The sequence below is a fragment of the Planctobacterium marinum genome (assembly GCF_036322805.1).
Lineage (GTDB): Bacteria > Pseudomonadota > Gammaproteobacteria > Enterobacterales > Alteromonadaceae > Planctobacterium > Planctobacterium marinum_A.
Map to the genome: position 1 here is coordinate 1,853,234 of NZ_AP027272.1, position 11,895 is coordinate 1,865,128.

General features: G+C 45.7%; 11 protein-coding genes. 5 read left to right on the forward strand and 6 right to left on the reverse strand.

Annotated elements, in window-relative coordinates; genetic code table 11:
• Window positions 1-13: 13 nt before the first annotated feature.
• The gene (locus tag AABA75_RS08270) at window positions 14-955 is read right to left on the reverse strand and encodes a GlxA family transcriptional regulator (RefSeq protein ID WP_338292146.1); all 942 of its coding nucleotides are present in this window, start codon (window positions 953-955) and stop codon (window positions 14-16) included.
• A gap of 201 nt (window positions 956-1,156) precedes the next feature.
• On the opposite strand from AABA75_RS08270, the gene AABA75_RS08275 reads away from it, so the two are divergent.
• The 4 genes from AABA75_RS08275 (at window position 1,157) to def (ending at window position 6,440) form a co-directional block, all read left to right on the forward strand.
• The gene (locus AABA75_RS08275; RefSeq protein WP_338292147.1) at window positions 1,157-2,086 is read left to right on the forward strand and encodes a homoserine O-succinyltransferase; all 930 of its coding nucleotides are present in this window, start codon (window positions 1,157-1,159) and stop codon (window positions 2,084-2,086) included.
• A 90-nt stretch (window positions 2,087-2,176) separates the two neighbouring features.
• The gene (locus AABA75_RS08280) at window positions 2,177-3,229 is read left to right on the forward strand and encodes a homocysteine S-methyltransferase family protein (protein WP_338292148.1); all 1,053 of its coding nucleotides are present in this window, start codon (window positions 2,177-2,179) and stop codon (window positions 3,227-3,229) included.
• 26 nt (window positions 3,230-3,255) lie between these two features.
• Complete coding sequence (gene metH / locus AABA75_RS08285) at window positions 3,256-5,877, forward strand: methionine synthase (RefSeq protein ID WP_338292149.1); 2,622 nt, start codon at window positions 3,256-3,258, stop codon at window positions 5,875-5,877.
• A gap of 17 nt (window positions 5,878-5,894) precedes the next feature.
• Entirely contained in the window at window positions 5,895-6,440 is a 546-nt protein-coding gene (def, locus tag AABA75_RS08290) for a peptide deformylase (protein WP_338292150.1), read from the forward strand.
• 14 nt (window positions 6,441-6,454) lie between these two features.
• Here def and AABA75_RS08295 read toward each other — a convergent pair whose 3' ends face one another.
• On the reverse strand, window positions 6,455-7,540 hold the full coding sequence (locus AABA75_RS08295) for a bile acid:sodium symporter family protein (RefSeq protein ID WP_338292151.1): 1,086 nt from the start codon (window positions 7,538-7,540) through the stop codon (window positions 6,455-6,457).
• A gap of 70 nt (window positions 7,541-7,610) precedes the next feature.
• Here AABA75_RS08295 and AABA75_RS08300 point away from each other — a divergent pair, with 70 nt between their 5' ends.
• Entirely contained in the window at window positions 7,611-8,105 is a 495-nt protein-coding gene (locus AABA75_RS08300) for a WbuC family cupin fold metalloprotein (RefSeq protein ID WP_338292152.1), read from the forward strand.
• Between the two features lie 2 nt (window positions 8,106-8,107).
• Here AABA75_RS08300 and ctlX read toward each other — a convergent pair whose 3' ends face one another.
• From ctlX to AABA75_RS08320, 4 genes are all read right to left on the reverse strand, one after another.
• Window positions 8,108-9,031: a citrulline utilization hydrolase CtlX gene (gene ctlX, locus AABA75_RS08305; RefSeq protein ID WP_338292153.1), complete on the reverse strand. Its 924-nt coding sequence runs from the start codon at window positions 9,029-9,031 to the stop codon at window positions 8,108-8,110.
• A 240-nt stretch (window positions 9,032-9,271) separates the two neighbouring features.
• Window positions 9,272-10,165 (reverse strand): methyl-accepting chemotaxis protein, encoded by an 894-nt coding sequence (locus AABA75_RS08310; protein ID WP_338292154.1) that lies wholly within the window; start codon window positions 10,163-10,165, stop codon window positions 9,272-9,274.
• A 147-nt stretch (window positions 10,166-10,312) separates the two neighbouring features.
• Window positions 10,313-10,723 carry a hypothetical protein gene (locus AABA75_RS08315; RefSeq protein ID WP_338292155.1) on the reverse strand — a complete coding sequence of 137 codons (411 nt, stop codon included), beginning with the start codon at window positions 10,721-10,723 and terminating at the stop codon, window positions 10,313-10,315.
• 78 nt (window positions 10,724-10,801) lie between these two features.
• On the reverse strand, window positions 10,802-11,860 hold the full coding sequence (locus AABA75_RS08320; protein ID WP_338292156.1) for an acyltransferase family protein: 1,059 nt from the start codon (window positions 11,858-11,860) through the stop codon (window positions 10,802-10,804).
• Window positions 11,861-11,895 lie beyond the last annotated feature (35 nt).

The following is an 11,895-nucleotide window of genomic DNA, read 5'->3' on the forward strand; positions in this document are numbered from 1 at the left end:
ATCCCTCATTGTGTTAACTAAAATTTTGTCGCCATGCGCTTGGCTCTATACCAAACTTTCTTTTGAATGCGCGCCTGAAACTGTCGGCTGAGGCATAACCTACCTGAAATGCCACAGATTTAATACTACTGCTGGAACGACTTAAAAAGATTTTCGCTTGTTCCAGGCGGATGTGCTCTAACCAATGTCTTGCACTCAGGTTGTGATGTTGTTTTACCAGCCGATTGAAGTGGCGCTCACTGAGTCCCTGGCTGTCGGCAAAATCCGACACAGTGATTGGTTTGCTTAAATTATCCAGCAACCATTGATGGGCTTTTTTTAGCCGATTGTTATCAATACTCTGAAATTTAAGCGGATCGGAAAATTGACTCTGATAACCAGAGCGTTTCAAGTAAGTTACCAGGTATTGCGCGGCAGAAGCGGCCACCTGAATACCATGATCCAGTTCAATAACATGTAACGCCAGGTCTATCCCGCTAAGCACCCCCGCAGAAGAGAAAAAGTTATCATTTTGCACAAACAAGCTGTCAGCACTGACCTTCAGGTGAGGGTACTGCCGCTGCAACTGCTCTGCATAATCCCAATGGGTGGTGACTTTCATGCCGTGCAATTGCGGCAAGTCAGCCACCAAAAATACGCCTGTACAAACACAGATCAGACGTGCTGTTTGGGAAAACTGTTGTACAAGCCAGGGTTTTAGAGTTTCTTTTATTTCCGGGGTTCTGGCGCCAGTGCCGCCGGGTATCACCAGAGTATCAAAACGTGGAGCCTCTTCAAGCAGGTAATCGCATTGAATAGTGATACCACTCTCACTAGCAATTTTCCTGGAGGGACCCACAACGCAGGTCTCGTAGGCCAAAGCGCCTTGCTGTTTTATCAGCGCAAAAGATTCAAGAGGCCCTACCAGGTCAAGCATCTGAATACCCTCATAGGCAACAAAACCAATTCGGTGCATTTGTTTAACAGTTCCCTTGGGCTGTAGGTTTGTGGATCAATATATATCAAACCGATACGTCTTTTTAGACTTTGATGCGACAAAATCAGACATTTCATTTTAGACGTCCAGATGTTTAGACGTAAAGATGTTGACAAAAAAACAGTTTAAGGCACAATGCCTGAACGTTTATTTTCGTATCATTTGAGGTTGATAAATCTAATGCCCATTCGAGTTCCCGCTGAATTGCCTGCCCAAGCTGTTTTAGACAAAGAGAATATCTTTGTGATGGATAGTGAGCGTGCTGCCATGCAGGATATTCGTCCGTTGGAAGTGGGTATTCTCAATCTCATGCCCAACAAAATTCAAACCGAAACGCAGCTTTGTCGTTTGTTGTCCAATACCCCACTGCAAATCAATGTAGATTTAATCCGCATTGATAATCATGTCTCAAAGCACACCCCGGAAGCGCACATGGACGCCTTTTATCACAACTTTGATGATATCGCACACAAGCGCTATGACGGCTTGATTATTACCGGGGCGCCAGTAGCATTAGTAGCTTATGAAGAGATTTCCTATTGGGATAAAATCACCACTGTAATGGATTGGGCCCGGCGTCATGTGCAGTCTACGCTATATCTTTGTTGGGCGGCGCATGCGGCTATGTATCACTTCCACGGTATTAATCGTCAGGTGCGAGAAGATAAGTTGTTTGGTGTGTTTGAGCATCAGGTAAACAAGCCATTAGATGAATTAGTGCGAGGCTTTGACGGTCGATTTTATGCGCCGCATTCTCGTTATGGTTACATCCCTGTTGAGCAATATGAATCTGTGCTGGGGCTGGATGTGTTAGCTGGTTCAGAGCAAACCGGTGCTTATATTGTGGCCTCGACAGACAAACGGCAGGTATTCCTCACTGGTCACCCTGAGTACGAGTTGCACACCTTGAACGACGAATACAAAAGGGATATTAACGCTGGCCTTGAAACTGCGGTGCCTGTGAATTATTTTGCTGAACCTGACAATCCAGAGTCTGAGCCAGTAATGAGCTGGCGCAGCCATGGTACATTGTTATATACCAACTGGTTGAATTACTATGTTTATCAGGTAACGCCGTACGATCTAAATGATATCAGTAGCAGAGTTTAATCTGGCTACAGATTTCGAAGTTTATTGTTTCTGCAAATCAACCAAGCGTCTGATTGATCACAGACACCTAATCGAATTAATGAGTTTTTTATGAGCGATAAAACGCAACAAATTCTGACATTACTAAAAGAGCGAATTCTGATCCTGGATGGTGCCATGGGCACAATGATCCAGCGTCACAACTTGGAAGAGCAGGATTATCGCGGCGAGCGTTTTGCTGACTGGCCATCGGATCTTAAAGGCAATAATGACCTGTTGGTATTAACTCAGCCAGAAGTGATCCGCAAAATTCATGGGCAATATCTGGAAGCCGGTGCGGATATCCTTGAAACCAATACCTTCAACGCCACCAGTATCTCTATGGCGGATTACAATATGGAATCCCTTGTCACTGAAATCAATGTTGAAGCGGCGCGATTAGCGCGCCAGGCAGCCGATGAATACAGCGCGAAAACGCCAGATAAACCTCGCTTTGTGGCCGGGGTTTTGGGACCAACTAACAGAACGGCGTCAATTTCTCCAGATGTGAACGATCCGGGTTATCGCAATATTAGCTTTGACCAGCTTGTTAAAGCCTATAAAGAAGCCACTCACGGCCTTATTAAGGGTGGTTCTGATTTTATTTTGATAGAGACTATCTTTGATACCCTGAACGCCAAAGCGGCGGCATTCGCAGTGGATGAAGTGTTTGAGGAGCTAGGTTATAAGTTGCCGGTAATGATCTCAGGTACCATCACGGATGCTTCCGGCAGAACGCTGTCAGGGCAAACCGCAGAGGCGTTTTATTATTCGCTGCGTCATATACAGCCGGTATCGTTCGGTCTTAATTGTGCGCTTGGTCCCGATTTATTGCGCCAATACGTAAAAGAAATCTCCGATGTTGCCGATTGCCATATTTCTGCGCACCCCAATGCAGGTTTACCCAATGAATTTGGTGAATATGACATGGAAGGGCCTGAAATGGCGTCTCATATCAAAGAATGGGCGCAATCAGGTCTGGTGAATATTGTGGGTGGTTGTTGCGGCTCTTCCCCCGAGCATATTCGCTCTATCGCACAAGCGGTTTCCGACATCGCACCGCGAACTCTGCCAGATAACGAAGTAAAAATGCGTTTGTCCGGACTTGAGCCCTTTATCCATTAAGACGTACGCAAAGAGAGACGAAGAATATGAATCAAGCATCATCAACATTTGTCAACATTGGCGAGCGCACTAATGTAACGGGATCAGCGCGGTTTAAGCGATTAATCCTGGAAGGTGATTACGAAACCGCACTGGACGTTGCAAGGCAACAGGTAGAGAGCGGGGCTCAGGTTATCGACATCAATATGGATGAAGCCATGTTAGATTCAGAGGCAGCGATGCAGCGCTTCCTGAACCTGATCGCATCTGAACCCGATATCGCGCGCGTGCCTATCATGATCGACTCCTCAAAATGGTCAGTCATAGAAACAGGCCTAAAGTGTGTACAAGGTAAAGCCATTGTTAACTCCATCAGCCTGAAAGAAGGCGAAGCACCATTTCTGGAGCAGGCCAAAAAAATTAAGCGCTATGGCGCCGCTACGGTGGTAATGGCCTTCGATGAAGTCGGACAGGCAGATACTGAGGAGCGTAAATTTGAAATTTGTGAGCGCTCCTACAAGCTGTTAACGGAGAAAGTGGGCTTTCCGGCAGAAGACATTATTTTTGATCCCAATATCTTTGCGGTTGCGACAGGGATTGAAGAGCACAATAATTACGCAGTGGATTTTATTGAGGCCACCAGACGGATCAAACAAAATCTACCCCATGCCCATGTTTCGGGCGGCTTGTCCAATATTTCTTTTTCTTTTCGAGGCAATAATCCGGTGCGCGAAGCGATGCATTCGGTGTTCTTGTATCACGCTATTAAGGCGGGTATGGACATGGCGATTGTTAATGCCGGACAACTGGAGGTTTACGACGAGATCCCAGACGAGCTACGCAAGGCGGTAGAAGATGTCATCTTGAATCGCCATCCGGATGCTACGGAGATTCTGGTAAATCTGGCACCTAAATACAATGGTGATGGTAAAGAAGCGGTAAAAGAAGATTTGAGCTGGCGGGAACAGCCAGTGAATAAGCGACTTGAACATGCGCTGGTAAAAGGTATTACGGATTACATCGTTGAAGATACCGAAGAGGCACGACTGAACGCCGAGCGGCCACTACATGTTATCGAGGGGCCGTTAATGGACGGCATGAACGTGGTCGGTGACTTGTTTGGCGAAGGTAAGATGTTTTTGCCCCAGGTGGTGAAATCAGCGCGCGTCATGAAAAAAGCCGTCGCGCACCTTGAGCCTTATATTGAGGCCGAAAAAGAAGAGGGTGCCACCAACGGTAAAATCCTGTTGGCCACGGTTAAAGGAGATGTGCACGACATTGGTAAAAACATCGTGGGCGTGGTGCTGCAATGTAACAACTACGACATCATCGACCTCGGTGTGATGGTGCCTTGCGCCACCATTTTGCAGGAAGCTAAAAAACACAATGTCGATATTATTGGGTTATCTGGACTCATTACTCCCTCGTTAGATGAGATGGTGTTTGTCGCTAAGGAGATGGAGCGACTGGGTTTTGATATACCATTATTGATTGGTGGGGCGACTACCTCTAAAGCCCATACGGCAGTTAAAATTGAACAAAACTACAGTCATCCTGTGGCTTATGTGTCCAACGCCTCCAGAGCGGTGGGGGTTTGCCAGAAGCTATTGTCTGCCACCCATAAAGCTGACTATGTGACGCAATTGCAAAAAGAATACGATACCGTCAGAGAGCAGCACGCTCGCAAGAAACCCCGCTCTAAGCCTGTCTCTTTGCAGCAAGCTCGGGGTAATAAAGTGTCCGTCGATTGGCAAAACTATCAGCCGCCTGTTCCCGTTAGGCTGGGGGTTGAAAGCGTACAAGCGGATATCGCTACACTGCGTGAATACATCGACTGGACACCGTTTTTTATGACCTGGTCATTGGCAGGTAAATATCCCCGTATATTGCAAGACGAAGTAGTGGGCCAGGAAGCCCAAAAACTATTTGCTGATGCTAATGCCTTGCTCGATGAAGTGCAGGCTTCTGGTAGTTTGACGGCCAAGGGCGTTTATGGGTTATTTCCGGCAAACTCGCTGGATGATGATATACAAATTTTTACTGATGAATCTCGTGATTCGCTGTTGGCCACCAGTTGTCACTTACGTCAGCAAACGGACAAGGGCAGTAACCCTAATTATTGTTTGAGCGATTTTGTGGCACCTAAAGATTCCGCTGTGGCTGATTATGTTGGTGCCTTTGCAGTGACCGCGGGTATCGGCGAAGAAGAGCTGGCCAACGGCTATAAAGAAGCCGGGGATGACTACAACGCCATTATGATCCAGGCCATTGCAGACCGACTTGCCGAGGCATTTGCTGAGTACCTGCATCAACAGGTTCGAAAAGTGCATTGGGGTTTTGCGCCTGATGAGGAGCTGGACAATGACGCATTGATCCGCGAAAAATACCAAGGCATTCGTCCTGCACCGGGTTATGCCGCTTGTCCTGAACACACCGAAAAACAGGTGATTTGGGATTTGTTAAACGCCGAGCAAAATACCGGTATGAAGCTTACCGAAAGCTACGCTATGTGGCCGGGCGCTTCAGTGTCGGGCTGGTATTTTTCCCACCCTGATTCTCGCTATTTTGCCGTTGCGCAAATACAACAAGATCAGTTGCAAGATTATGCTCAGCGTAAGGGCATGAGTGTCGAAGAAGCGGAGCGCTGGTTAGCGCCTAATCTATCTTGACCTGTAGGAGTGATGAAATGAGTGAATTTGAAAACTATCCAGGTGCGCTACACATAGCAAAACTCGGCGAGCCGGTATTGCGCAAGGCGGCTGTGCCCGTACAGCATTTTGATGAATCACTGCATAATTTTGTGGCTAGCTTGCAAACCAAAATGACCGAAGCTGGTGGTGTTGGCATTGCTGCGCCGCAAGTTTTCTGTGCTCGACAAATCATGATCATCGCTTCAAAGCCCAACAAGCGCTATCCGGACGCGCCGGATATGGAGCCGCTGGTGGTGATAAATCCTCGTATAATCGCAAAGTCCAAGGATAATATTGTGGATTGGGAAGGTTGCTTGAGCATTCCCGGTATTCGCGGTCAGGTTCCACGAGCTGATTGGGTGGAAGTGTTCTTTCAAAATATCGATGGCGAAGTGCAAAGGCGCCGTTTCGATGGCTTTTTAGCGCGCATCTTTTTACATGAATACGATCACCTGATTGGGCGTGCCTGGATAGACTCGGTGCAAGATAATCGCAATATTATCAGCGAGGATGTCTATTTAAATCAGGTTGCTGCGGCCTGAGTAAAAATAAAAGGCTATCTTGTTTGGGACTTATTGCGCCAATAGGTAGCTAATGTTGAGCCGGTAATATTTTGCACTGGACTGAAAAAGGCAGGGGCCAGTCCCATGCTGGCCAGTTTATTCATGGCTAGCGCTATGCCAGAGGCGAGCCCGGAGTTTTGCATACCTACTTCAAAAGCAATGCTTCGGGCGTCTTGTTCTTCAAGTTTAAGGAGTTTTGCAGCACCGTAGCCCAAGGCAAAACCCAGCAGATTGTGTAGTAGCACAATAAGTATTAACACCATGCCAATATTCATAATCGCCGTCTGACCTGCAGCGACAATGATGGCAATAATAACCACAATTCCCACCATTGATACCAGTGGCATTGTGCGATTGATAATTGCTACTTTATGACGCATCAGACGGTTAACTATCAATCCCGCCACCACAGGCAAAATAACAATTTTAAGCATACTAAAAAACATGGCGAGTGCGTCAATCTCCACTAATTCATCGGCCAATAGTCGCATTAAAAGTGGTGTTATAAATGGTGCTATCAGAGTGGCTATGGCAGTTAGGGTCAGTGAGAGGGCAACATTGGCTTTGGCGACAAAAGCCATAACGTTTGAAGCAAGGCCGCTGGGTGAACAACCAACAAGAATAATACCCGCTGCGATTTCCGAGGGTAAATTCGACAAATAAGCCAACAAAAAGCCCATCAATGGCATTAGGGTGAATTGACAAATCAACCCCACAGAAACTGCTTTAGGCATGGCAATTACCCGCGCAAAATCACTGAGGCTGATGGTACACCCCATGCCAAACATAATGACCATAAGTAGCGGGATGATCAGGCTTTTTGTTTCAAAGCTGCCCAATTGCAAAATACTTTCTGGGAACAATAACCCCAAAGCAAACGCCACAAAAACCCATAAAGTAAAAACACTATCTCGCAGTTTTTCTATTTGATGCAAGGCCAAACTCAGCAAGATAAGGCCCCCCAAAACGGCAGAAAACGCTGAATCTGGTGCGGCCATCTCAAATCCAAAAATAGCGGCCATAATAAAACTGGCAATAGCTGCCAATAGGAAGTTTTTCGATGTTTTCGGAATTTTCACTAAATAGCTTTTGATATTGCTGCATTGAGTCTCTAATCTAGCAGAACCAGATTGTGAGAAAAAGCCCGCCATGGACATTAAACTGTTTAACAATCAGATGTTTGCAAAACTTGATGAAAGCGCAAAAAGCAGCGTTCGCAGGCGCAGCAATTGCAATATTCACGAGGATTATCAGGCTTCAGTGCAGCGCCTGTTTATCACCTTATATCCGGACTCCTATGTACGACCTCACAAACATGTTCAGTATGATAAATGGGAGTTTTTTCTGATGATCTCAGGGGAAATCGCATTTCTATTGTTTGATGATTCAGGCGTTTGCACCCATCGTTATCACCTCAGTGCGACAGGGGAGAACAAAGGCTTGGAGATCCCCTCTGGTGTATGGCATGCGGCCGTTCCACTGGAACAGCCTGCAACGTTTTTTGAAGTTAAGCAAGGACCTTACATAGCCATGGACGACAAAGGCTTCGCGTCATGGGCACCGCAAGAGGGGGATACCTCAGTACCTGATTTTCTGGCCAGATTAAAACACATTCAACCCGGTGAATCAGTGGGTGGGCTTTAATTTTAGCGTCTCGATAGATGCACGCCAGCGAGCATACAGCGCACGGAGCCGCCCGCCAGCTCTAATATTGAGACGTCTAAGGGCAGTAAACTCACGCTTTGTTCAAGTTGCTGGATCTGATTTTTAGATAGCGCATCAAAAGCGGTTTGGGATATTGCTAGTAATCGACCTTGATTGCCTTGCAGCTCAAGTGCATTGCCACAAAATTGGTTAACCTGCGTTTCACTCAGAGAGATAACTTGTCGGCCACTGTCTTCAAATCGCGCTATTATTTCCTGGCGCCTGGCCTCATCAGTCATCATATCGAATCCTGCCATGACAAAATCGGTGCCGATGCACATCAGCACATTGGTGTGATAAATCGCTGAACCTGTGCTGTCGGATGCCGCGAATACCATAGGCTCAAAATTAAAATGTGAGCAAAAGCGCTCCAACGCGATAGAGTCTGTTCGATTAGATTTTGCAGCATATGCCACTCGCTCCAGGTGATCCAGTACCATGGCTCCTGTGCCTTCAAGGAAAATGTTGTCATATTCCAGGCCGGAGTAATCCACAACGTCTTGTACCCGATATTCAGACTTTAGCATTTCAATAATATCTTGCCGACGTTCTTTGCGTCGATTTGGTGCGAACATTGGATAGATGGCGATATGTCCCCCTGCATGGGTGGAAAACCAATTGTTTGGAAACACCGAATCTGGTGTCTCAATACCCTCATCCTCAAACAGGTGTACACGAATTCCGTGCTTTTTTAGTTGCTCAGCCACTTGCGTAACTTGTTCAAAAGCATGTTGATTTACTTGAACCTGCGGGATATCCGCATGCACTTTCTGAAACTTATTGTCTGCCGCCGTTTGCGGGTTAGGGGAAAACTTGTGGGGTCTTACCATGATCACCGCTGACGGTGATTGAGGATTCATAGCCATGGCTTTACTCCGGGTATGCTGATTTTCTGATGTGCCATAGCTTACTATTGATATATAAATGAATTAAATATCAAAACTTTACAAATTGTGATAGATAATTTGTTATATTGATAGGTGGCATTGTAAAAATTGTTAGTGCGCAGATGAGCAGGAAAGGGAAGAGTAGAAAGTAAAATGTCAGTCCATCGGTTATTGTTGTATTACCAGATAGACTGACCTTGATATCTTAGAGAGAAGGTTCTACCTAAAGAAAGACATTAAGCTCTGACTGAGTTTGATGTTCTCACCAGAACCATCAATTGCAGAGCGCGTGTCCTCCAAAACGCTATGCATTTTATTTTTAATGGCATCCGAATCGCGCATTTGCGTTTCCATTTCTGAAAGTGTTTCGCGCATTGAGTCTACATTTAGTGAGGCTTTATCACTTAACATGCGCAGCTGACTTTGTGTATCCGTTGCCGTTCTAGCACAACCTTCAATGACATCATTTACTTCCTGCTGTTTACTGATAATGTTGGAGGAAATATCAATGATCTTTTTCATTTCGTGCTCAATCAGTTGAGCGCTCTCGCTGGAGGTGTTGGCAAGGCTGCGCACTTCATCAGCAACCACAGCAAACCCTCTCCCGTGTTCACCGGCTCGAGCAGCCTCAATGGCGGCATTTAGTGCCAGTAAATTGGTTTGATCTGCAATGCCTTTGATTGAAGCAAGAAATTGGTCGATCTTTTTACTGGATTCTTCAAGACTGCCCAGCATTTCAGAAAACTGCTTGAGGCTCTCCATGGAAGTCATAATGTTGGTAGTCAGCGAGTCTAGTTGACTGGAGCATTCCTCACTGATTTGCGAGTTTTGGCAGGCATTGGCTTCGGTGGACTCCATTCTTCCCTTAATGACGGCTGCGTGCTCTATAAAGTCGCTGACCATCTCACAACTCTTGTGAATATCATTGAGTCTATGTTTTGAAGCATCATTCACTCGTGTGGCGTTGTCGCTTAACTTTTTGGCCATCTGAGCAGCATCGCTCTGCATTAGCTGGTCTAATTTTTCAGCCTTTTTAGTTAGCTGTTCGAGTTCTTTTGCATTAATTGCGACCATTCCTTCGGCAAGAGTTTCCTGCTTTAAAAAACCAAACATAAGGTGTCCTTAAAAACGGCTGTAATGTGTCATTACAGTGAGGCGTTATTTTAAAAATTGTTGTACCCGAGATACAGATTAATATCAGGCACTTAATCTAGATTAGTTCAAGATGCAGAGATTTGTCACTAAAAATAAAGCACATGGTTATTTACTGAATGCGTTTTTGATGTCGCTGGTGTGTGCGATGATGGATTTCCCCGTCAATTGCGACTCCTTGTATAGGGCAAACACGGCCAAAAACAGGAACAAAAAGAAAACGACATCCGCAATGACGATAAGCAATGTTACTTCCGGTACTGTGCCGTTAAACACAAGCTTTCCCAACGCACCGGGAATTAAAATTAACATGGATATATTGAGCATCCTCAAGCCACGACACAAAAACCGAGCCCGGTTACTAAACAATTTGTAGCTCTCCAGATTCTCCATATCCACTCCGGGTGTCTTGGCCAACTCAGTCAGCGCCATACGAACATTACCCAGGCGCATAGTGGTAGATAGAATCAATAGCGCGATCCCGGGTGTCATAATTGAAGTAAAGTATTCGAATTCCATCGTGTTTCTCACAAGGCGGCAAAAAAGCAGTTCATACAATGCATGTATAGCATAGAACGGCGGATTCAGCTTTTTGTCTCAACTGCCAATTAAGATACGCGAGTACTTGCCTGTAAAGCGCTTAACTAAGGAAGCCACTGCAACGCTCACCAATACCGCCAGCAACAAATTTAGCAAACCAATCGAAAAGATTACCCAGGCTCTGCGATATTCGGTGAGAACGGCTGATAAAGAAAGTATGTATGGCCACATCACCAATACATGCAAAAAGTAAATGGAAAAGGAGTAAGTACCCAGCGTCATTAACCATGAAGGCAATATCGGTTCCTTGTTTGCCAGATAATGCATTAGCAGCAGACAAAACCCTGTTTTTTGCAGGTAAATCGCTGTTTGGATGAGGGAATAAAAGCCCTGTGCCTGATACTGCCAATGAAATAGCAAATAGATTAGCAGGCTGCAAAACAGGGTAATGATAGTGATGGGTGCCAGATAGCGTGCCACCCAGCGTTGTACAGCTGCATAGTACTCTCCCATTAGCATCCCCAACTGATAGGCTCCCAAAAAGTATACCAAGGATTGGATTTTGAGAAAATCCGGGAAGGGACTACGAGAAACCACTAAAGGCATTAACGCAATAATTACAGACACCCAAAGATATTTTCTCTGAATTCGCCACAACAATGGCGTTGCAACAAATAGCACCAACAAAACCGGGATATACCAAAAATGAATCATGGCCTGCCCGTAATAAAGGTTCGACAGGAAGTTCAGGTTAAATTGCGCCAGTAGTGGCCAGTCTTCGGGTTTATTTACCGGAAAAAACTGCCAGTTGAGAAGGGTGATCAGTAAGGTCAATACAATATAAGGCATTAAGACATTCAGCAATTTACCTTTAAAAAAAGCAGGCCAGGTTTTGGTTACCAGCACCTTGCTGAACAATACCCCAGAAATAATAGCAAAATACAGCGTTGAGCCATGAAATAGGGTTTCCATGATGTGAAATAGCGCGGTTAATTCTGCAGAGTCCAGTGTACCAGTCCAGAAGATGGGAAAAGACCAGGCATGCGCCGCCACTATGGCGATAATAGCTAGCCCTCGAAAGGCGTGAATATGGGGGATATAGTATGCGTTGTTCACAGTTGTGCACTAACTAAAAGCAGATAGGCTAGTTA

Coding starts and splice junctions, on each gene's coding strand:
- AABA75_RS08315 (WP_338292155.1), bottom strand. CDS start 10,723: ATGGAATTCGAATACTTTACTTCAATTATGACACCCGGGATCGCGCTA.
- AABA75_RS08310 (WP_338292154.1), bottom strand. CDS start 10,165: ATGTTTGGTTTTTTAAAGCAGGAAACTCTTGCCGAAGGAATGGTCGCA.
- AABA75_RS08270 (WP_338292146.1), bottom strand. CDS start 955: ATGCACCGAATTGGTTTTGTTGCCTATGAGGGTATTCAGATGCTTGAC.
- AABA75_RS08275 (WP_338292147.1), top strand. CDS start 1,157: ATGCCCATTCGAGTTCCCGCTGAATTGCCTGCCCAAGCTGTTTTAGAC.
- AABA75_RS08300 (WP_338292152.1), top strand. CDS start 7,611: ATGGACATTAAACTGTTTAACAATCAGATGTTTGCAAAACTTGATGAA.
- metH (WP_338292149.1), top strand. CDS start 3,256: ATGAATCAAGCATCATCAACATTTGTCAACATTGGCGAGCGCACTAAT.
- def (WP_338292150.1), top strand. CDS start 5,895: ATGAGTGAATTTGAAAACTATCCAGGTGCGCTACACATAGCAAAACTC.
- AABA75_RS08280 (WP_338292148.1), top strand. CDS start 2,177: ATGAGCGATAAAACGCAACAAATTCTGACATTACTAAAAGAGCGAATT.
- ctlX (WP_338292153.1), bottom strand. CDS start 9,031: ATGGCTATGAATCCTCAATCACCGTCAGCGGTGATCATGGTAAGACCC.